This is a genomic window from Bradyrhizobium sp. BLXBL-01, from assembly GCF_051853025.1.
In the GTDB taxonomy this organism is placed as follows: domain Bacteria; phylum Pseudomonadota; class Alphaproteobacteria; order Rhizobiales; family Xanthobacteraceae; genus Bradyrhizobium.
Genome location: NZ_CP182471.1, coordinates 671,882 through 691,146, shown reverse-complemented (window position 1 = coordinate 691,146; position 19,265 = coordinate 671,882). Strand labels below are relative to the sequence as shown.

Genomic DNA, 19,265 nt, shown 5'->3' with positions numbered 1-19,265 from the left:
AAGGGGTTTCGCGATGTATCATCTCACCGCGCTCGTCACGCTGCTGGCGATCGCATTTTATTTCTTCACCGCCATCAACGTCTCACGCTCGCGCACCAAGACCGGCGTCAAAGTGCCTGCGATGGCGGGCCATCCGGATTTCGAGCGGGCCTTCCGCATCCAGATGAACACGCTGGAATGGATGCCGATTGTTCTGCCCGCGCTCTGGCTGTTCGCGATCTATGTCAGCGACGCCATCGCGGCGGGGATCGGCGCGATCTGGATCATCGGCCGTATCGTCTATTTCGTCGGCTATTCGCAAGCAGCGGCCAAGCGCGGCACGGGCTTCGCGATCCAGGCGCTCGCCGCCATGGCGCTGTGGGTCGGGGCGCTGGGAGCGGTGGTGTTGCGGTTGGTGAAGTGAAGCCCTGCATCACGCGGGCGCGTGTCCCGGGCACGCTGCAGCACGTCCGGGACACGACAGCGTCACTTCGTCAGCGGACAGCCGCTTTCCTTGGCGGTGAAGAAGGCCTTGTCACCGGGGACGGTGGCGAGCAGCTTGTAATAGTCCCAGGGCTTCTTCGACTCCGAGGGCTTCTTGACCTCGAACAGATACATGTCGTGGACCATGCGGCCGTTCTCGAGCACCTTGCCGCCCTGCGCGAAGTCGTCGTCGACCGGCAGCTCCTTCAGCTTCTTGGCGACGGCATCCGGATCCTTGGTGCCGGCGGCCTTGACGGCTTTCAGGTAGCTCAGCGTCGCCGAATAGGTGCCGGCGTGGATCATGCTCGGCATCCGGCCGGTGCGCTTGAGGAAGCGCTCGCCGAGATGGCGCGTCTTGTCGTTGAGATCCCAGTAATAGCCCTCGGTCAGCACCAGACCTTGCGCGGCCTGAAGGCCGAGGCCGTTGACTTCGGCGAGCGTCATCAGGAGGCCGGCGAGCTTCTGGCCACTGGCGACGATGCCGAATTCCGACGCCTGCTTGATCGAGTTGGTGGTGTCGAGGCCGGCATTGGCAAGGCCGACGATCTTCGCCTTCGAGCTCTGCGCCTGCAGAAGAAACGAGGAGAAGTCCGAGGAGTTGAGCGGCACGCGCACCGAGCCGACCACCTTGCCGCCATTGGCGGTGACGATCTCGCTGGTGTCCTTCTCCAGCGCGTAGCCGAAGGCGTAGTCCGCGGTGAGGAAGAACCAGGTGTCGCCACCGGCCTTGGTCAGCGCACCGCCGGTGCCGACGCCGAGCGCGCGGGTGTCGTAGGCCCAGTGAAAGCCATAGGGCTGGCAGGCATCGCCTGTCAGCCGCGAGGTCGCGGCGCCGACGACGATGTCGATCTTCTTCTTTTCCTTGGAGAGCTCGTGGATCGCGAGCGCGACCGAGGAGGTCGTCAGCTCCGTGATCATGTCGACATTCTCGACGTCGTACCAGCGCCGCGCGATCGAGCTGGCCAGATCCGGCTTGTTCTGGTGGTCGGCAGTGACGAGCTCGATCTTCTGGCCGAGCACCTCGCCGCCGAAATCCTCGATCGCCATCTTGGCCGCTTCGACCGACCATTTGCCGCCGTAATCGGCATAGACGCCGGACTGGTCGTTGAGGATGCCGATCTTGACGCCTTGCGCGGAGGCGGGAACCGCAATCAAGAGGGCCGAGGCCGCTGCGGCCCAAAGTGCTGATTTCATATGTTTATCTCCAGCATTCTTCTGCGAAATCGCGCGGATGATAGTGAAGAACCCCGCGTGCGCCCATCCATTTCATATTCGTCGTTAGTATGGGATTCTGCGCGCTCCGTCGTCCGGGGCGCGCGTAGCGCGAGCCCGGGACCCATAACCACAGGATCGAGTTGGACGAAGACTCGGAGTTACCGCCTCGCCCAACGCTTTCTCCCTGGGGTTATGGGTCCCCGCCTTCGCGGGGACGACGGCGGAGAGTGAGGATAAGCCTGTGGCCACCACTTGCACTTAAGGGGCCACCACCTCCGGCTTCTTGTCGCGCCGCCCTTCCGCGAGGTTCCGCACCACGACGTAGAAGATCGGCGTGAACAGAAGGCCGAACAGGGTGACGCCGATCATGCCAAAGAACACGGCGACGCCGACGGCCTGGCGCATCTCCGAGCCGGAGCCGGTCGAGATCACCAGCGGCAGCACGCCGAGGATGAAGGCGAAGGAGGTCATCAGGATCGGCCGCAAGCGCAAGCGGCAGGCGTCGATGACGGCCTCCAGCCGCGGCTTGCCTTCGTTCTCGATGTCGCGCGCGAACTCGACGATCAGGATCGCGTTCTTTGCCGCCAGTCCCACCAGCACCACGAAGCCGATCTGGGTGAGGATGTTGACGTCCTGGCCCATGATGCGCACCCCGATGGTGGCGGCGAGCAGGCACATCGGCACGATCAGAATCACCGCGAACGGCAGCGTCCAGCTGCCATATTGCGCGGCGAGCACGAGATAGACGAACAGCACGCAAATCGGGAACACGTAGAGCCCGGCATTGCCGCCGGTAATCTGCTGATAGGACAGGTCGGTCCATTCGAAGGTGAAGCCGCTCGGCAAGGTGTCGTTCGCTAGCTGCTTGATGGCGTTGAGCGCGGTGGTCGAGCTGGTGCCCGGCGCCGGCTCGCCCTGGAGCTCGGAGGCTGCGTAGAGATTGTAGCGCGCGACGCGGTCGGGCCCCGAGACGTCCTTGAACTCGACCACGCTGCCGAGCATCACCATGTCGCCGGACGCATTGCGCGTGCGCAGGCGCGCAAGGTCGCTCGGTTCTTTTCGGTACGGGAAGTCGGCCTGCGCGGTGACGTGATAGGTGCGGCCGAACAGGTTGAAGTCGTTGACATAGGTTGATCCGAAATAGGTCTGGATCGTCTCGTTGATGTTGGAGATCGGCACGCCCAGCTTCTGCGCCTTGGTGCGGTCGATGTCGACGAAGAGCTGCGGCGTGTTGGCCGTGAACGGCGAGAACACTGCGGGGCCGAGCAGCAAGGGCGATTTGCGCGCGGCGGCGACAAGCTCGTCGGTGGCCGCAGCGAGCATTTCAGGCCCGCGGCCCTGGCGGTCCTGGATGCGGATGGCAAAGCCGCCGCCGGTGCCGATACCGGGCACGGCCGGCGGCGGAATCACGATGATGAAGGCACCCTGGATCGCGGACAACCGCTTGCGCAGCTCGCCCGTGATGGCGGTGGCGGACAGGCCCTTCTTCAGCCGCACCTCCGGCTCGTCGAACACAGGGAATAGCGCCGCCGCATTGCCGGCCTGCGTGCGGGTGGCGCCGGAGAAACCGGCAAAGGCAGCGACGCGAACGATGCCCGGCGTATCCAGCGAGATCCGCTCGATCTCGCGCACGACCTCGGTGGTGCGCGCCAGCGACGCCGCGCCCGGCAATTGCACCGATATGATGACGTAGCCGCGATCCTGCGCCGGGATGAAGCCCTGCGGCGTGGTCGCGATCAGCCAGCCGGCGCTGCCGATCAGCACGACGTAGAACAGCAGCATCACCACCGAATGCCGGATCACGAAATTGGCGAGGCCGGCATAGCCATGCGAGAGCCGGTCGAACAGACGGTTGAACACGCCTGTGAACGCATTCCAGCCGCGCGCAATGACATTCCAGCTCGCCGGCGGCCGCTTCTCCTCATGCGGCGTGAGGATCTGCGAGGCCAGCGCGGGCGAGAGCGTCAGCGAGCAGAAGCAGGAGATCGCGGTCGCGACCGCGATGGTGACGGCGAACTGCTGGAAGAATTGCCCGGAAATGCCGCCGAGGAACGCGGTCGGCACGAACACCGCGCACAGCACCAGCGCGATCGAGACCAGTGCGCCGCCGACCTCCTCCATCGTCTTCAGCGCGGCATCGCGACGACTGAGGCCGTGCTCGAGATGGCGCTCGACATTCTCGACCACGACGATGGCGTCATCGACCACGATGCCGACGGCGAGGACGAGGCCGAACAGCGTGAGATTGTTGATGGAGAAGCCGAGCGCCGCCATCACCGCGAAGGTGCCGACCAGCGACACCGGGATCGCGATGATCGGAATGATCGCGGGCCGCCAGCCCTGCAGGAACACCAGCACGACCACGACCACGAGCAGCATGGCCTCGTAGATGGTCTTGATCAGCTCGTGGACCGACTGGGCGATGAACTCGGTCGGATTGTATCCGATATTGTAGTCGAGGCCCTTGGGAAAGCTCTCCTTGAGCCTCGTCATGGTGTCGGAGATGTTTTTTGCGGTCGCGAGCGCGTTCGAGCCCGGCCGCTGCGTCACCAGCATGGCCACCGCCGACTTGCGCAGCAGGAAGCTGTTGGTGGAATAGGCCAGCGCCCCGAGCTCGATGCGGGCGACGTCGCGCAAGCGAACAACGCGGCCGTCGGAGCCTGCCTTGATCAGGATGTCCTCGAACTGCTTCTGGTCCTTCAACCGCCCGGTGAAGGTGAGGTTGGGCTGGAAGGCGCGGTCGACGATCGGCGGCTCGGCAATCTGGCCACCGGCGATCTGCACGTTCTGGGCGCGGATCGCCGCCAGCACCTCGGCCGAGGTCAGTCCGAGATTGGCGATCCGGTCAGGGTCGAGCCACAGCCGCATCGAATAGTCGCGCGCGCCGAAAATCTGGATGTCGCCGACGCCGTCGATGCGCAAGAGCTGGTCGCGGACCTGCAGCAGGGCGTAGTTCGAGATGTAGAGCTGGTCGAACGTGTCGTCAGGCGACAGCATGAACACGACCATCAGGATGTCGGGCGAGTTCTTGCGCGTGGTGACGCCGTTGCGCTGGACTTCTTCAGGGAGCCGCGGCTGCGCAATGGCGACGCGGTTCTGCACCAGCACTTGCGCCTTATCGAGATCGGTGCCCAGCTTGAAGGTGACGGTGATGGTGAGCTGGCCGTTCGAGGTGGCCTGGCTGTAGAGGTACAGCATGTCCTCGACGCCGTTGATCTCCTGCTCGATGGGAGCTGCGACCGTGTCGGACACGGTCTGCGCCGAGGCGCCGGGATATTGCGTGGTGACGACGACGGTCGGCGGCACCACTTGCGGATATTCGGAGACCGGCAGCGTCGTGTAGGCGAGCGCGCCGACGATCAGGAGCACGATCGACAGCACCATCGCCAAAATGGGCTGGTTGATGGAGAGACGGCCGAGATTCATGGCTTGCCACCGGCTGGGGCTTGCGCGGTCTGGGGAGCGACCTTGGCGCCGACGCGGGCGCGCTGGATGCCGTTGACGATGACGCGGTCGTCGGCCTTCAGCCCGTCACGGATCACACGCAGGCCGTCGTCGAGCGGTCCGAGCACCACGGGGCGTGCCTCGACCGTGTCGTCAGGCTTGACCACGAAGACGATCTTGCGGGACTGGTCGGTCGCGATCGCAACGTCCGGAATCAGCAGCGCCTCGTAGGGCGCGCTGCCGATCAGGCGGACGCGGCCGAACTGGCCGGGCAGGATCGACAGATCGGTGTTCTTGACCACCGCGCGGCTGCGCAGCGTGCCGGTCGAGACGTCCAGCCGATTGTCGAGGAAATTGACGGTGCCCTCGTGCGACGGCTTGGTCTCGCCGGCGAGAGTCACTTGCACCGGGTTCGCCGTATCGCGCGAGCTTGGCCGCCGTCCCTCGAACCACAGCTTGCTGTATTTGATGAACGTGGCCTCATCCATGTCGAAATAGATGTAGATCGGATCGAGCGCGACGATCGACGTGAGCAGCGTCGAGGTGCCGGTGTCGCTGCCCTGCACGAGATTGCCGGGGCTGACGAGATGGCGGCTGACGCGGCCGGTCAGCGGCGCAGCCACATGCGTGAACTCGATGTTGAGCTTGGCAGCCTTCAGCGCGCCTTCGGCCTGCATCTCGGCGGCGTGCGCGGCCTGCAGGGCCTGGCGGCGCTGGTCGACGACCTGCTCGGAGACTGCGCTGGTCTGCACCAAATTCAGACCACGATCGAGCTCGCGCTTGGCAAGCTCGACTCTTGCCCGTGCGTCGGACAGCTGGCCCTCCGCCTGAGTGGCCACCGCCTCGAACGGGCGCGGATCGATCACGTAGAGCAGATCACCCTGACGCACGATGGCGCCGTCCTGAAACTCGACCGAGTTGACGAAACCGCCGACCCGCGGTCGCACCTGGACCTCCTCCACCGCCTCGAAGCGGCCGGTGAACTCGTCCCAATCGGTGACCGTGCGCTTGACCGGCTGGGCGACCGTCACCGGCGGCGGTGGCGGGGCCGCAGCCTGCGATGCCGGCTTGTCGCAGCCGGACAGGGCGAATGCCGCGGCGAGAAGCCCGGCGATTGCGCTGACCTGAACGAAATCGTGCTTTTTGATCAACTGCCTGCTTCCGTCCGGTCCGCTCATCCCCAGGTCCTCGCATCCAAGCCGCAGGAAATGCAGGGTACGCCTCTACCTGCGGGCGTCACAAGATGGGCAGCAAAGATGAACTCTTCAAGACCGATGCGCGTGCAATGCTTCGAACGATGCCCTGACCGGATGACGGGTTGACAGGGAGAGGGATGATGCCGTGCAAGGCCGTCGAGGCTGGCCAGACCCTGCCGTGAAGGACCGGGCTCTCGGAATTGCGAGCTTTTCCCGAGGCCATCCATCGAGATGCCCGCTTCAGGCGGGCGCGTCATGAGAGAGAGCTACTTCCGCAGCCTGGCCTTGGCGCCGGCGACGATCTGCATGGCGACGCCGGCAATCCAGCCGACCAAGACGAGCCAGGTCCAGGCCATGTGCGGATCGAGCCGGAGCACGATCACGGCGACCGAGGCAAAGGCGGTGAGCGTGGCGCACAGCGTGCCGGCGGCGCTCATGAGCTCGGCGGCATCGATCTGGCTGTGCGCATCGTCGAAAGGCATCTGCGGCGTATCGATGCCGAGATAGAAGCCGATGCCGCCGAGCAGCATCATCAGCAGCAGGAAGCCCTGCGTGGTGAGAGTGGGGATCGCCGAGCCGACATAGGCGCCGACGAACAATCCGCACGCGGCCCCCGCCATGGCAAGACCGACGCGCTCGAACACATGGGCGGTTTTACGAACACGAAAATGCATGGCCAGCCTCCGCGAGGCGTTGAGTGCTGAGAGGTTAGGCCAGTTTTGCGGTGGGTGGAAGGCGAGGAGTTTTACGGATGCGTGACGGGGGTGAGAGCGAGCGCAACACACTCAGCAATCGTCCCGGACAAGCGCGCGGAGCGGAGCGCAGATCCGGGACGACAGCGGAGCTTATAGCGCCGTCATCGCACCACACTCGCCCTCACCGCGCCCCGAACGTGGTCTTGCCGAACAGCGCCTTCTGCGTCGAGGGCTGCGAGCGCCAATATTGCGGCGGCGCCTCGACCATTCCGCCGAGCTCGGCGGCGGCGTGCCAGCCCCAGCGCGGATCGTAGAGCAGGCCGCGGGCAATCGCGACCATGTCGGCCTTGCCCGATGCGACGATCTCCTCCGCGTGCTTCGGCTCGGTGATGAGGCCGACGGCGATGGTGGGCAGGCCGGTCTCGCGCTTGATCGCCTCTGCAAACTGCACCTGATAACCGGGACCGAGCGGGATTTTCTGCAGCGGCGAGACGCCGCCGGAGGACGCATCGATCCAGTCGACGCCGCGCGCCTTCAGCGCATTCGCGAATTCGATGGTTTGCGCCAGATCCCAGCCGCCCTCGACCCAGTCGGTCGAGGACACCCGTATGCCGACCGGCTTGTCAGCAGGGAACGCCGCACGCACCGCGTCGAACACCTCCAGCGGAAAGCGCATGCGGTTCTCGAGGCTGCCGCCATATTCATCGGTGCGCTTGTTGGAGATCGGCGAAAGGAATTGATGAATCAGATAGCCATGCGCGCCATGGACCTCGATAGCGTCGATGCCGAGCCGCGCGGCGCGGTTGGTCGAATCGACGAAGGCCTCGCGGATGCGCTTCAGGCCCGCCGCATCCAGTGCCAGCGGGGCGGCCTCGCCCTCCTTGTGCGGCACCGCCGACGGCGCCACCGTCCGCCAGCCGCCCTGCCCTTCCGGAATCAATTGGCCGCCGTCCCAGGGGCGCGCGCTCGAAGCCTTGCGGCCGGCATGGGCGAGCTGCATCGCGATCGCGGTGGAGGAATGCTTGCGCACCGAATTGAGGATCTGATGCAGCGCGGCCTCGCAGGCATCGCTGTAGAGCCCGAGGCACCCCGGCGTGATGCGGCCGATCGCCTCGACATGCGTCGCCTCGATGCAGAACATCGCCGCGCCCGACAGGCTGAGATTGTTGATGTGGGTGAAGTGCCAGTCCGTGGCGACGCCGTCCTCGGCCGAATATTGACACATCGGCGACACCACGATGCGGTTCTTCAGGGTCAGGCCGCGCAGCTTGATCGGGGAAAACAGGGCGCTCATGCGGGGAGTTCCGGGGGATGGAGGATGATGATGGGAGTGTAGTGAGGGACGCGCGGATTGCTAGTTGCGCGGCGGGAATGGCGGGTACCCACAGCGTGCATTTCCGCAATGCCGGTTTGACGCGAGCCAGACTTCCCATCGTCATTGCGAGCGCAGCGAAGCAATCCAGTCTGCCGCCCCGGAAAGATTCTGGATTGCTTCGCTGCCCTCGCAACGACGGCGGAGAGACTACCCTACTCCACCAGCGTGAATTGCAGCAGCAGGGTTCGCTGCAGCATCGAGAAATTGTCGTCGGAGATCAGGGTCAGCACCGTCTCCCCCTCGGCCGTGACGTGGGCGTCGATGCCTTCCATGTTGTCGATCTCGTGGCCGAGATCGGCGGCGAACAGCGCGGGGCCATCGACCAGCGCACCGGGCGCGATTGCTTTCAGCGGGATCGCGCGGATGCGGATGTTGACGCCGGTGAACCAGGAGAATTTGCGTTCGAGGATGAGCAGTTCGCCGGAGGGCAACAGCACGGCATCGCTGATGTCGTATTTCTCGGTGCGCCGCACGCTGAACTGGCCGGGCGTGGGACCGCCGATCAGGAAGGCGATGAGGTTGCCGTCGGCATCGAGCCCGCGCTCGGAGAAGGCGATCAGGGTGCCGGCGAGCGGCTGCCCTTTGGGCACGACGACCATCGCCTCCAGCCCCTTGTTGGAGGGCAGCTTGCGCAAGGTGGGTGGGACGGCGATCACCTCGCCGCGGGCGCGGGTTCCGCCCTTGGCAAAATCGTAGCGCAGGATCTGGTTGACGCGCTCGAGCCCGACATAGACGAGACTGCCGTCGCGCGCGATCGATTCCGAATCCCACCAGAGGTGCTTTTCCGTGATCGGCCGCCCTTCGGCGCCGAGCAGCGGCGCGGCCTCGACGTCGGCAAGGCCGACCATGTCGCGGCCGGAATAGCGGATGCTGCCGGTGAACCAGCCGCCCTGGTCGGATATCGCGAGGAAACGCTCGCCCTTGCCGTCGAGGAAGCGGAGGCCTGACAGGCCGCCGAAGCCGCGATAGGGCGAGGTCAGCACCAGGCCGCTGCGATAGTCCAGCGAGCCGAAGCGCGTGCGCGTGCGGTCGCGCGGCTCGAAATTGGGAATGCTGCGCGCGTTGACCTCGACGCTGACGGGCGCCGCGACGGCGTGCTCGACGTGAAGCGGGCGCGGTGGCGGCTCGGTCGCGGCTTGCGCCTGCGCGAACCTGGAGACTGCGAATGTGGAGAATCCCGCCGCGGCGTGCCTGAGAAAGCTGCGGCGGGATGCAATCGTGCTCACGAATGCAATTTGCGTCGCGAGCGACCGGCCGCTTGCGTGGGCGCCGTGTTGGTCTCGCTGAAGAGCTCGGCGAGTTTTTCGGTGATCGCGCCGCCGAGCTCCTCGGCGTCCACGATCGTCACGGCGCGGCGATAATAGCGCGTCACGTCATGGCCGATGCCGATCGCGATCAGCTCGACCGGCGAGCGGGTCTCGATCTCCTCGATGATATGGCGCAGATGCCGCTCGAGGTAGTTGCCGGGATTGACCGACAGCGTGGAATCGTCGACCGGCGCGCCGTCCGAGATCATCATCAGGATCTTGCGCTGCTCGGGCCGGCCGAGCAGGCGCTTGTGCGCCCAGTCCAGCGCCTCGCCGTCGATGTTCTCCTTCAGCAGCCCCTCGCGCATCATCAGGCCGAGATTTTTCCGCGCACGGCGCCAGGGAGCGTCCGCCGACTTGTAGATGATGTGACGGAGATCGTTGAGGCGGCCGGGATTGGCCGGCTTGCCGGCGGCAAGCCACGCCTCGCGCGATTGCCCGCCCTTCCAGGCGCGCGTGGTGAAGCCCAAAATCTCGACCTTGACGCCGCAACGCTCCAGCGTGCGCGCCAGGATGTCGGCGCAGGTCGCGGCGACCGTGATCGGGCGGCCGCGCATCGAGCCGGAATTGTCGAGCAGCAGCGTCACCACGGTGTCGCGGAAGGTCGCCTCCTTCTCGTGCATGAAGGACAGCGGATGATAGGGATCGGTGACGACGCGCGACAGGCGCGCAGGGTCGAGGATGCCCTCTTCGAGGTCGAACTCCCAGGCGCGGTTCTGCTGCGCCATCAGGCGGCGCTGCAGCCGGTTGGCGAGACGGGCGACGATGCCCTGCAGATGCGCGAGCTGCTTGTCGAGATAGGCGCGCAGCCGCTCCAGCTCGTCATGGTCGCAGAGATCCTCGGCGGCGATGACCTCGTCGAACTTCGGCGCGTAGGCGTGATATTCCGGCCCGCGCGGCTCGTTCCTGCCGTGCTGGTTCGGGCGCGTCGCCTCGCCCGGCGTCTCGTCGTCGCCGAGCTCGCCGTCGTCGAAGGTGTCGGAGGTCGAGGCCTGCGCGCTTTCCATCGCGCTCTCGCTCATCTCCTCGGATGTTGCCTGCGCCTGGTCGGCGCTCATCTCCTGCGCGGCATCGGAATCGGGCGAGCCCTCGGCGCCGGACTGGTCATTGTCGCCGTCCTGGTTCTCCTCGTTCTCGTCGTTGTCCTCGCTGTCGGCGTTGCGCTCGTCGCCGAGCTCGAGCGCGGACAACAGATCATGCACGGCATCGCCGAACTTGGTCTGATCCTCGAGCACGCCGTCGAGCCGGTCGAGCCGCCTGCCGATCTTGTCTTCGAGGATCGGCCGCCAGAGGTCGACCATCTTCTTGGCCGCCGTCGGCGGCGCCATGCCGGTGAGGCGCTCGCGCACCAGCATCGCCAGCGCGTCCGCCAGCGGCGCGTCGGCGCGGTCGGTGATCTCGTCGAACTTGCCGCGGTGGAAATGGTCGTCGAGCATCGCGGTGAGGTTCTTGGCAACGCCCGCCATGCGGCGCGCGCCGATCGCCTCGACGCGGGCCTGCTCCACCGCCTCGAACACGCCGCGCGCCTGCGGATTGCCGGGCATCAGCTTGCGATGAACCTTGGGATCGTGACAGGCGATCTTGAGCGCGATCGAATCGGCGTGGCCGCGCACGATGGCGGCGTCACGCTTGGTCATCTTGCGCGCCGGCTCCGGCAGCCGCGCCTTGCCGGGCGCCAGGCCCGGCCGCTCGGCGGCGAAGGAGACGTCGAGCTCGGGCGATTTCGCGATCGCCTTGAGACAGGAGGCGACCGAGCGCTTGAACGGCTCGGTCGGCGCTTCCTTGTTGTTGCGGAATTTGGAGTTGGATGATGATGTGCTCATAGCGACTTCGTAAACGAATGGCGCGTGACGCCGCCGGGATAGCCGTCGATGGTGCCGAATTCCTGATACCCGCAAGAACGATAGAAGCCCGGCGCCTGGAAACTCATCGTATCGACATGGGCCCGGATCGCGCCGAGCCGTCTTGCCTCGTCCTCGATCGCCGCGATCAGCTTCGTGCCGTGACCCTTGCCGCGCTGCTTCTGGTCGATCCAGAAATACTGGATGAACAGAACCGTGGACCAGAGGTGCCCGACGATGCCGCCGACGATCTTGCGGCCGTCCTTCAGCGAAACCGCGATGCTCTTGACCTTCTGCTTCCCAAACTTCTCGTCGTTGTAAGCGCCGAGACCGGCGAGCACAGCCTTCTTGGTGGTACCAATGGTGCGCTCGACGGTGATGGTTTGCATGGGGTCAGCTGAGCGCCACGTTGACCGCCGATTCCGGCAGCTCCGCATTGAAGCAGCGCTGATAGAACTCGGCGACCAGGGGACGCTCGAGCTCGTCGCACTTGTTGAGGAAGGTGACGCGGAAGGCGAAGCCGATATCGCCGAAGATGTCGGAATTTTCCGCCCAGGTGATCACCGTGCGCGGGCTCATCACCGTCGACAGATCGCCATTGGCGAAGGCGTTACGGGTGAGATCGGCAAGGCGCACCATCTTGTTGACGATGTCGCGGCCTTCCTGGGTGCGATAATGCTTGGCCTTGGCCAGCACGATCTCGACTTCCTCGTCGTGGCTGAGATAGTTCAGCGTGGTGACGATCGACCAGCGGTCCATCTGGCCCTGGTTGATCTGCTGGGTGCCGTGATAGAGGCCCGAGGTGTCGCCGAGGCCGACCGTGTTGGCGGTCGCGAACAGGCGGAACGCCGGGTGCGGCTTGATCACCTTGTTCTGGTCCAGGAGCGTCAGGCGTCCCGAGACTTCCAGCACGCGCTGGATCACGAACATCACGTCCGGGCGGCCGGCGTCGTATTCGTCGAACACCAGCGCGACGTTGTTCTGCAGCGCCCAGGGTAGGATGCCGTCGCGGAATTCGGTGACCTGCTTGCCGTCGCGGACCACGATGGAGTCCTTGCCGACGAGGTCGATACGGCTGATGTGGCTGTCGAGGTTGACGCGCACGCAAGGCCAGTTCAGGCGTGCCGCGACCTGCTCGATATGGGTGGATTTGCCGGTGCCGTGATAGCCGGTCACCATCACGCGGCGGTTGCGGGCAAAGCCGGCGAGAATGGCGAGCGTGGTGGCGCGGTCGAAGCGATAATCGGAATCGACTTCGGGCACGTGAGGATCGACTTCGGAATAGGCCGGCACTTCGAGATCGCTGTCGATCCCGAACACCTGGCGCACCGACACCTTCATGTCGGGCTGACCGGAAACTTCCTCAACTTTGGACAGGGCGGCGGTCGTCATCAATCCTCCGAGGTCCCGGGCGGTCCCGAAACCGGTTATTCGCACGTTGGCTGCGGCTGGGTGCTGAAAATCAACCTATCAGAGACAACGAGCCGGCAGAAGCCCGCCCACCAATCAAAGTTCCGTTGTCTTTTCATTTAGATAGGCAAGGAGCGCGGTTTTTGGAGGGCTGCCTTGCGAATCACGCCCAAATTCGGGCGGGTCGCGCCGTTCCGTGCGAATGGTTACTTTGGCCGTATGCGGTTACTTATGTAGGGTCCGAAGCTCCCATGCTCCAGCCCTTCAAGAGACGACGTGACGTCCTTTCTCGATCCCCTCATCGCCTTCGTCTCCGCCCATCCGTGGCTGGCCTACCTGACCCTGTTCCTGGCGGCGCTGCTCGAAGCCGTTCCGGTGGTGGGATCGGTGATTCCCGGCTCGACCATCATCCTGGCGCTGAGCGCCCTGGTCCCCGGCGGCGAATTGCAGCTGCCGTGGGTGCTGCTCGCGGCCGCAGCCGGCGCCGTGCTCGGTGACGGCTCGGCCTATTGGATCGGGCATAGGCGGCAGCGGGAAATCCTCAACACCTGGCCGCTGACCAATTATCCGCGCCTGGTCGCCGAGAGCGAGAATTTCTTCCACCGCTTCGGCACCTGGGCCGTGTTCTTCGCCCGCTTCGTGCCGCCGATCCGCGCCTTCGTGCCCGTGACCGCCGGCGCGCTCGGCATGGCGCCCGCGAAATTCTATGCCGTGAACATCCCGGCGATCCTGGTCTGGGCGCCCGCCCATGTGCTGCCGGGCGTACTGGCCGTGTCGGCGCTGCACGAATATGCCGGGCTGCATCATCACGGACATGTCGGCAAGCACGTTTGGATCTTGACGGTGGTAGCCGTCGCGATCGTGCTGAGCGTAGCCGTGTGGATCTATCGCCGGCGGAATGGTGATGTCGCAGCGAAGACGCCGCAGGCCTAGTTCGGCAGCACGACTTGTTTTCACTGCGGCGGATTGAGCAACACCCAGAGCCGCGAGATTTTTCCACCTTCGACTTCGGCTACGTCGGCCCCGGTCACTGCAATAGGGCCTTGCTCGGGTCCGGCATGCCAGGCCAGACGCGCCAAGCCATGATGCCCGACCGCAACCCCATCGGGTACGAACCTGAATGTCGGTCCGAACTGCTTCAGAAGCTCTCCGGCGACGCGCGATATCTCCAGGCGTCCCCGAACGATCTTCGTCGGCTCGTACATGACGGGCTCTTCAACGAACAACTCGGCAATGGCGGCCTGCCGCTTGTCCTCGTCCCGCTCGTTGAACACGCGCTCCAAATTGGCCCGTAGAAGTCGGTCGAAATCGATATCATTGGTGGTCATCTTGCAGCCTTTCTCATCTCGTTGGAGAACATCCTCGAAGCCATCAACCGAACTTGACCAGGTTCAGCGCCGGAAGCGGACCGCCCGGAAACTGGGTCAGCCTGGCTCCGACCGCGAGCGAACCGAGATCGATGCCAAAGAATCCGAGCTGGCCGATCAGCGCGCCGACACTTGCCTTCGCATCGGCGTCGTCGCCCGAGTAGAACAGCACGCGCTTGCCGCCGTCGCTCGCCGGGTCTGTTGCGAGGAGCTGCGCCAAGAGGTGATTGAACGCCTTCACCACCCGCGCACCTTGCACCAGATCGGCGAAAACTTCGGACGAGGCGCGACCACCGAGCTCCGCCGGCTTGAACAGCGGCGCCTCGATCGGATTGTTGGCGTCAACGACGATGCGCCCGCCGAATAGCGGCAGGCCGGCAAGCGCATCAGGCAGCTTCGACCAGTTGACCGCGACGAAGACGATATCCTTGGCCGCAGCTTCCTCGCGGGTGCCGGCGATCACGAGCGGACCGATCTCGGCCACGGTCGTCCTAAGACTGTCCGGGCCGCGGCTGTTGGACAGGGTCGCGGCGATGCCATTGCGCGCCAGTGCCTGGGCGATTGCGCGGCCAATATTGCCTGCGCCGATGATGCCGATGGTGGACATGGAATGCTCCGAGCTGTTTGGGATCAGGCGAGATGATCGGTGGCCCAGAGATGACCCAAACATTGCCCTTTGATTAGGAGGATGTTGCTCGTAAGATTTTCAACGATCACTTGCAAATGAGCCCATGGAAACACTGGCCAACCTGGAATCATTCATTCGCAGCGCTGAGTGCGGCAGCTTCTCGGAGGCTGGCCGGCGCCTTTTGCTGACTCCGGCAGCCGTCAGCCGCAACGTCGCCATGCTGGAGCGCAATCTCGGCGTCCGATTATTTCATCGTTCGACACGGAGGCTGACGCTCACCGAGGCCGGCGAGACGTTTCGCACAGCCATCGCCGGCCATCTTGAGGGACTGCAGGCCGCGATCGCCGGAGCATCGACCGGACGCGAGGAGCCGGCGGGCGTTCTCAAGATAAGCCTGCCGCCGACATTCGGCACAGCCCATATCCTGCCACTGCTTCCCGGCTTCCTGGCCCGTTACCCGCAGGTCCGCCCTGAGTGGCACTTCGAGAACCGTCAGGTCGATCTGGTCGGTGAAGGCTATGACGCCGCGATCGGAGGTGGGTTCGAATTGTTGCCCGGTCTTGTCAGTCGCACCCTTGCGCCAGCACACATCATCGCCGTGGCGTCTCCAGCCTACATGTCCGGGCGAACATCACCGACCAAGCCGGACGAACTGGCCGCACTGGATGGCATCGTCATGCGCTCGCTGCAGACGGGACGCATCCGGCACTGGTCGATGCGCGATGTTTCGGGGCGGGAAGTTCAAGCCCCGCTATCTGAGTCGATCGTGGTCAACGATCCCGCTGCGATGCGCGAGGCGGCACTGTTGGGCCTGGGCGTTGCCATGCTTGCCACCGCCGACATTCTTCCCGCCCTCGAAAACGGGTCGCTGCTACGCCTGGTGCCACGTTGGTACTGTGACGCAGGCGCAATCTCGATTTACCACGCATCGCGCAAGCTTGTGCCCGCGAAGACGAGAGTCTTCGTGGACTGGGTTGCCGACGCATTCAAGAAAAACAGGCTCGCCGAACGCTTCGCCGGAAGCCTGAGCTAACGGGACCGGCAAAGTATTCTACTCCGCGGCCCCCGCTCGCCGCCCCGGCGCCGGTCCCACATACCTTGCCCGCGGCCTGATCAGCTTGCCGAACTGCAATTGCTCGCTGGCATGGGCGATCCAGCCGACGCTGCGGGCCATCGCGAACAGCGCGAGCTCGCTGCCCGCGGGCAGGCGCAATGCGTGCACCAGCACGGCGAGCGCGTAGTCGATATTGACGAACTCGCCGGTGGCTTCCGCAATCCGCTCCGGCACTTCCCTGGTGAATTTGCGCGGTGCGCCGGCGCGCGACAGCGCGTTCAGCAGTGATTGCGCACGGGGATCGCCGCGCTTGTAGACGCCGTGGCCGAAGCCGGCAAAGCGCTCGCCAAGCGCGACGCGTTCGCGCACAACAGGCGCGACATCGCGGTCGACCAGCGTCTTGACGAGCTGCGAGGCCAAGACGCCGGCGCCGCCATGCTTCGGCCCTTTCAACGCGGCGAGCCCGGCAATGACGGAGTCATAAAGGTTGAGGCCGGTCGAGGCCGCACAGCGCGTGGTGAAGGTCGAGGCGTTCAGCTCGTGATCGGCGAGCAGCACCAGCGCGCGGCGGATCAGATCGGGCGCGTGCTTGTTGTCCGCCGCCCAGGCGCGCGCGACCTGCTGATGCAGCGGCTCGGCCGAGGCTTCCGCATTGAGCATGGTCGCAACCAGCAGGCGGACGATGCGTGCGCCGACCATGGCGCGCCCATCGGGCGCCCGGGTGAAGGCGCGGGGATCGACGCTCGCGGCCAGTGCCAGCACGGCGATGGCGCGGTCGATCGGCGCCGCCCGGCGCGCGGCCGCCGCGATCGTGCGCATCTCCTCGGACATCTCGGGCTGATTATCCGGATCGAACGGATCGACGTCGGCGACATCCCACAGCAGCGTCGCCGTGTGCTCCAGCGTGTCGTTCTCTGAAAGATCGACGCAATTGACGCCGCGGTAGATCGCGCCCTCCTCAGTGATGGTCGAGATCTCCGTGTCCATCACCGGCAGGTCGGCATCGAAGCTGCGCAGGCCGCGCGGATCGGGCGACGGCACGCGCCGTTCTTTGAGCGCGCGGACGTCCTCGGCGCGATAGCGGTTCTTGCGCGAGTCCGGCGTCGGCTCGGAGCGGATCAGGCCGCGGCTGACATAGGCGTAGAGGGTAGCCGGGGAGATCGCGAGCTCGGCGGCGGCTTCCCGGGCGGAGAGGTACAGCCCATCGGAATTTTTCATATTGATTTATGTAATCAAGATTGATCAACGTGTCGAGAGGCATGACTTTATCCTCCGTGAACAGGAGATTTGGGCCATGAACATCCACCTCACCAAAAGCCAGATCGGGCTGGACGGCGTTCCCGCGGCCGAGACCGTGCTGAGCCATGTCGATGGCGAGCGCGGCGAGCTGATCATCGCTGGCGAGCATGTCGGGCGGCTCGCCGCCATCTCGAGCTTCGAGGGCGTCACCGCCCGGCTCTGGAACGGCGCCAGCAAAACCACCCTCACCGAAGCCAATGTGCGCTCACACCTGGGCGCGGCGCGCGAGCGCGCCTTCACGCGGCTGCCGGACCTGCTGCCGGCGACGCGCGGCATGGGCGTCATCGACGGGTTCCGGGCGGCCGTCGCCGGACTTCGCGCCGAGCCCGGGCTGGAGCACGAGGCGACGATCGTCGGCGCATTTCCGGTGATCGCGGGCGCACTGGTGCGGCGCGCGAGGGGGCTCGAGCCGGTCGCGCCCGATCCCAACGTGAGCCATGCCGCCGACACGCTGCGCATGCTGCACGGGCGTCCGCCGGCCGCGCGCGAGGTCACGGCATTGGACGCCTATCTCGTCACCGCCAGCGACCACGGCATGAACGCCTCGACCTTCACCGCGCGCGTGGTGGCCTCGACGCAGGCCGATCTGTTCGCCGCCGTCACCGCCGGCTATTGCGCACTGACCGGTCCGCTGCATGGCGGCGCGCCGGAGCCGGTGCTGGAAATGCTGGACGCGATCGGCTCGCGCGAGCGCATTCAGCCCTGGGTGGATGCGGCGCTGGCGCGCGGCGAGCGGATGATGGGTTTCGGTCACCGCGTCTATCGCGTGCGCGATCCGCGCGCCGACGTGCTCAAGACCGCGGTCGAGGCGCTGGCGTCCAATGGCACCGATTTGCCGTTTGCCGGCGAGGTCGAGGCCTATATCCGCAGCGCCCTGCGCAAGAAGAATCCGGACCGGCCGCTGGAGACGAACGTCGAATTCTTCACCGCGATCCTGCTCGATGCGCTGGCGATCCCGCGGCAGGCGTTCACGCCGATCTTCGCGGTCGCGCGCAGCGCCGGCTGGACCGCACACGCGCGCGAGCAGCGGCGGACGGGGCGGTTGATCAGGCCGAGCTCGTCGTATGTCGGGGCGATGCCGGTGGCGTGAGGTGGCGCGGATCTCTCCGCGAGTCCGGGAATCGTAGGGTGGGCAAAGGCGCACTTGCGCCGTGCCCACCATCTCTCTCGAGGGAAAAAAGTGTGGGCACGCTTCCGCCGTCGCTCTTCGAGCTATGGCGGACAAGTCGCTTTGCCCGCCCTACGACACTGCCGGCCGCGCGAAAACCGGGACGACACCGGAAGGTACCGCGAGTCCTACGCCTCGCGCACGACCGTCTTCAGATAATTGTACGCCTTGATGATCTCGATCAGGCGGTCTTCGGTCGAGCGGTCGCCGCCATTGGCGTCGGGGTGGTGCTGCTTCACCAGCGCCTTGTACTTGGTCTTGACGTCGGCGAGCGTGGCGCTGGGGCCGAGACCCATGACCTGGAGCGCCTTGCGCTCGGCGTTCATCACCTTGCGGGTCTCGGCCTTGGGCTCCGCTTCGGGGCCCTTGCGCCAGCTGGCGCGGCCGTTGATCTCGGAGAACATGCTGAAAGGATCGGCCGCCATGTCGATCTGTTCCGCGCCCTTCTTGCCGCCATTGGCGCCCATCTTCCAGGTCGGGCGGTGACCGGTCAGCGCATCCTTCTGGTAGCGCGCAACGGCTTCGGCATTCATGCCGGAGAAGAAATTGTAGTTCTGGTTGTACTCGCGCACGTGGTCGAGACAGAAGTGCCAATACTCGCGCTGGTTCTCGCGGCCCTTCGGCGCGCGGTGCGAGCCCTTGTTGGCGCAGCCCGCCCACTCGCAATTGACCGCGGTGTCGCGCGGCTTCACTTCCGGCTGCTTGCCCCGCGGCTTCACGCGGATGGAGTCGAAGAACTTTGATGAATCGATCGGCATGGCTGACTTTGACTACGCAATGCGAAAACCTTCAAGTCTTGACATT

Annotated in this window: 17 protein-coding genes; 4 read left to right on the top strand and 13 right to left on the bottom strand. The window is 65.3% G+C overall.

Translation table 11 applies throughout. The annotated features are described in order from the left end of the window. Positions 1–13: 13 nt before the first annotated feature. Positions 14–403, top strand: a complete 390-nt coding sequence (locus ACNJYA_RS03230; RefSeq protein WP_271505875.1) for an MAPEG family protein — start codon at positions 14–16, stop codon at positions 401–403. A gap of 62 nt (positions 404–465) precedes the next feature. Here the strand turns inward: ACNJYA_RS03230 and ACNJYA_RS03225 are convergent, their stop codons facing one another. The 9 genes from ACNJYA_RS03225 to cobS form a co-directional block, all read right to left on the bottom strand. Next, positions 466–1,656: an ABC transporter substrate-binding protein gene (locus ACNJYA_RS03225; RefSeq protein ID WP_172786557.1), complete on the bottom strand. Its 1,191-nt coding sequence runs from the start codon at positions 1,654–1,656 to the stop codon at positions 466–468. A 279-nt stretch (positions 1,657–1,935) separates the two neighbouring features. After that, complete coding sequence (locus ACNJYA_RS03220; protein WP_439365361.1) at positions 1,936–5,103, bottom strand: efflux RND transporter permease subunit; 3,168 nt, start codon at positions 5,101–5,103, stop codon at positions 1,936–1,938. Beyond that, complete coding sequence (locus ACNJYA_RS03215; RefSeq protein WP_439365360.1) at positions 5,100–6,299, bottom strand: efflux RND transporter periplasmic adaptor subunit; 1,200 nt, start codon at positions 6,297–6,299, stop codon at positions 5,100–5,102. The genes ACNJYA_RS03220 and ACNJYA_RS03215 overlap by 4 nt, the downstream gene beginning before the upstream one ends. 284 nt (positions 6,300–6,583) lie before the next feature. Beyond that, the gene (locus tag ACNJYA_RS03210; RefSeq protein WP_172786554.1) at positions 6,584–6,991 is read right to left on the bottom strand and encodes a hypothetical protein; all 408 of its coding nucleotides are present in this window, start codon (positions 6,989–6,991) and stop codon (positions 6,584–6,586) included. Between the two features lie 202 nt (positions 6,992–7,193). After that, positions 7,194–8,306 carry an NADH:flavin oxidoreductase/NADH oxidase gene (locus tag ACNJYA_RS03205; protein ID WP_439402034.1) on the bottom strand — a complete coding sequence of 371 codons (1,113 nt, stop codon included), beginning with the start codon at positions 8,304–8,306 and terminating at the stop codon, positions 7,194–7,196. Between the two features lie 233 nt (positions 8,307–8,539). Next, on the bottom strand, positions 8,540–9,613 hold the full coding sequence (locus ACNJYA_RS03200) for an esterase-like activity of phytase family protein (protein ID WP_439402033.1): 1,074 nt from the start codon (positions 9,611–9,613) through the stop codon (positions 8,540–8,542). Beyond that, complete coding sequence (gene cobT / locus ACNJYA_RS03195; protein WP_439402032.1) at positions 9,610–11,517, bottom strand: cobaltochelatase subunit CobT; 1,908 nt, start codon at positions 11,515–11,517, stop codon at positions 9,610–9,612. The genes ACNJYA_RS03200 and cobT overlap by 4 nt, the downstream gene beginning before the upstream one ends. Continuing rightward, complete coding sequence (locus ACNJYA_RS03190) at positions 11,514–11,924, bottom strand: GNAT family N-acetyltransferase (protein ID WP_212258908.1); 411 nt, start codon at positions 11,922–11,924, stop codon at positions 11,514–11,516. The genes cobT and ACNJYA_RS03190 overlap by 4 nt, the downstream gene beginning before the upstream one ends. Positions 11,925–11,928: 4 nt before the next feature. Further along, positions 11,929–12,927 carry a cobaltochelatase subunit CobS gene (gene cobS, locus ACNJYA_RS03185; protein ID WP_172786549.1) on the bottom strand — a complete coding sequence of 333 codons (999 nt, stop codon included), beginning with the start codon at positions 12,925–12,927 and terminating at the stop codon, positions 11,929–11,931. Between the two features lie 294 nt (positions 12,928–13,221). On the opposite strand from cobS, the gene ACNJYA_RS03180 reads away from it, so the two are divergent. Continuing rightward, positions 13,222–13,878 carry a DedA family protein gene (locus tag ACNJYA_RS03180; RefSeq protein ID WP_439402031.1) on the top strand — a complete coding sequence of 219 codons (657 nt, stop codon included), beginning with the start codon at positions 13,222–13,224 and terminating at the stop codon, positions 13,876–13,878. A gap of 20 nt (positions 13,879–13,898) precedes the next feature. Here the strand turns inward: ACNJYA_RS03180 and ACNJYA_RS03175 are convergent, their stop codons facing one another. Both ACNJYA_RS03175 and ACNJYA_RS03170 read right to left on the bottom strand, forming a co-directional pair. Continuing rightward, complete coding sequence (locus ACNJYA_RS03175; RefSeq protein ID WP_439402030.1) at positions 13,899–14,273, bottom strand: nuclear transport factor 2 family protein; 375 nt, start codon at positions 14,271–14,273, stop codon at positions 13,899–13,901. A gap of 43 nt (positions 14,274–14,316) precedes the next feature. After that, positions 14,317–14,919, bottom strand: a complete 603-nt coding sequence (locus ACNJYA_RS03170) for an NADPH-dependent F420 reductase (RefSeq protein ID WP_439402029.1) — start codon at positions 14,917–14,919, stop codon at positions 14,317–14,319. Positions 14,920–15,043: 124 nt separating this feature from the next. On the opposite strand from ACNJYA_RS03170, the gene ACNJYA_RS03165 reads away from it, so the two are divergent. Further along, on the top strand, positions 15,044–15,973 hold the full coding sequence (locus tag ACNJYA_RS03165) for a LysR family transcriptional regulator (protein ID WP_172786545.1): 930 nt from the start codon (positions 15,044–15,046) through the stop codon (positions 15,971–15,973). A gap of 18 nt (positions 15,974–15,991) precedes the next feature. Here ACNJYA_RS03165 and ACNJYA_RS03160 read toward each other — a convergent pair whose 3' ends face one another. Next, positions 15,992–17,212 (bottom strand): citrate/2-methylcitrate synthase, encoded by a 1,221-nt coding sequence (locus ACNJYA_RS03160; protein ID WP_439402028.1) that lies wholly within the window; start codon positions 17,210–17,212, stop codon positions 15,992–15,994. Positions 17,213–17,288: 76 nt separating this feature from the next. Between ACNJYA_RS03160 and ACNJYA_RS03155 the strand changes: the two genes are divergently transcribed. Beyond that, positions 17,289–18,383, top strand: a complete 1,095-nt coding sequence (locus tag ACNJYA_RS03155; protein ID WP_439402027.1) for a citrate synthase/methylcitrate synthase — start codon at positions 17,289–17,291, stop codon at positions 18,381–18,383. 206 nt (positions 18,384–18,589) lie between these two features. Here the strand turns inward: ACNJYA_RS03155 and ACNJYA_RS03150 are convergent, their stop codons facing one another. Further along, positions 18,590–19,219, bottom strand: coding sequence for a J domain-containing protein (locus ACNJYA_RS03150; RefSeq protein ID WP_439402026.1), 630 nt, complete (start codon positions 19,217–19,219; stop codon positions 18,590–18,592). Between the last annotated feature and the right edge of the window lie 46 nt (positions 19,220–19,265).

What these genes read in the sequence shown, in the direction of transcription:
- ACNJYA_RS03230 (WP_271505875.1), top strand. Translation starts at nt 14, where the DNA reads ATGTATCATCTCACCGCGCTCGTCACGCTGCTGGCGATCGCATTTTAT.
- ACNJYA_RS03225 (WP_172786557.1), bottom strand. Translation starts at nt 1,656, where the DNA reads ATGAAATCAGCACTTTGGGCCGCAGCGGCCTCGGCCCTCTTGATTGCG.
- ACNJYA_RS03220 (WP_439365361.1), bottom strand. Translation starts at nt 5,103, where the DNA reads ATGAATCTCGGCCGTCTCTCCATCAACCAGCCCATTTTGGCGATGGTG.
- ACNJYA_RS03215 (WP_439365360.1), bottom strand. Translation starts at nt 6,299, where the DNA reads ATGAGCGGACCGGACGGAAGCAGGCAGTTGATCAAAAAGCACGATTTC.
- ACNJYA_RS03210 (WP_172786554.1), bottom strand. Translation starts at nt 6,991, where the DNA reads ATGCATTTTCGTGTTCGTAAAACCGCCCATGTGTTCGAGCGCGTCGGT.
- ACNJYA_RS03205 (WP_439402034.1), bottom strand. Translation starts at nt 8,306, where the DNA reads ATGAGCGCCCTGTTTTCCCCGATCAAGCTGCGCGGCCTGACCCTGAAG.
- cobT (WP_439402032.1), bottom strand. Translation starts at nt 11,517, where the DNA reads ATGAGCACATCATCATCCAACTCCAAATTCCGCAACAACAAGGAAGCG.
- ACNJYA_RS03190 (WP_212258908.1), bottom strand. Translation starts at nt 11,924, where the DNA reads ATGCAAACCATCACCGTCGAGCGCACCATTGGTACCACCAAGAAGGCT.
- cobS (WP_172786549.1), bottom strand. Translation starts at nt 12,927, where the DNA reads ATGACGACCGCCGCCCTGTCCAAAGTTGAGGAAGTTTCCGGTCAGCCC.
- ACNJYA_RS03175 (WP_439402030.1), bottom strand. Translation starts at nt 14,273, where the DNA reads ATGACCACCAATGATATCGATTTCGACCGACTTCTACGGGCCAATTTG.
- ACNJYA_RS03170 (WP_439402029.1), bottom strand. Translation starts at nt 14,919, where the DNA reads ATGTCCACCATCGGCATCATCGGCGCAGGCAATATTGGCCGCGCAATC.
- ACNJYA_RS03165 (WP_172786545.1), top strand. Translation starts at nt 15,044, where the DNA reads ATGGAAACACTGGCCAACCTGGAATCATTCATTCGCAGCGCTGAGTGC.
- ACNJYA_RS03160 (WP_439402028.1), bottom strand. Translation starts at nt 17,212, where the DNA reads ATGAAAAATTCCGATGGGCTGTACCTCTCCGCCCGGGAAGCCGCCGCC.
- ACNJYA_RS03155 (WP_439402027.1), top strand. Translation starts at nt 17,289, where the DNA reads ATGAACATCCACCTCACCAAAAGCCAGATCGGGCTGGACGGCGTTCCC.
- ACNJYA_RS03150 (WP_439402026.1), bottom strand. Translation starts at nt 19,219, where the DNA reads ATGCCGATCGATTCATCAAAGTTCTTCGACTCCATCCGCGTGAAGCCG.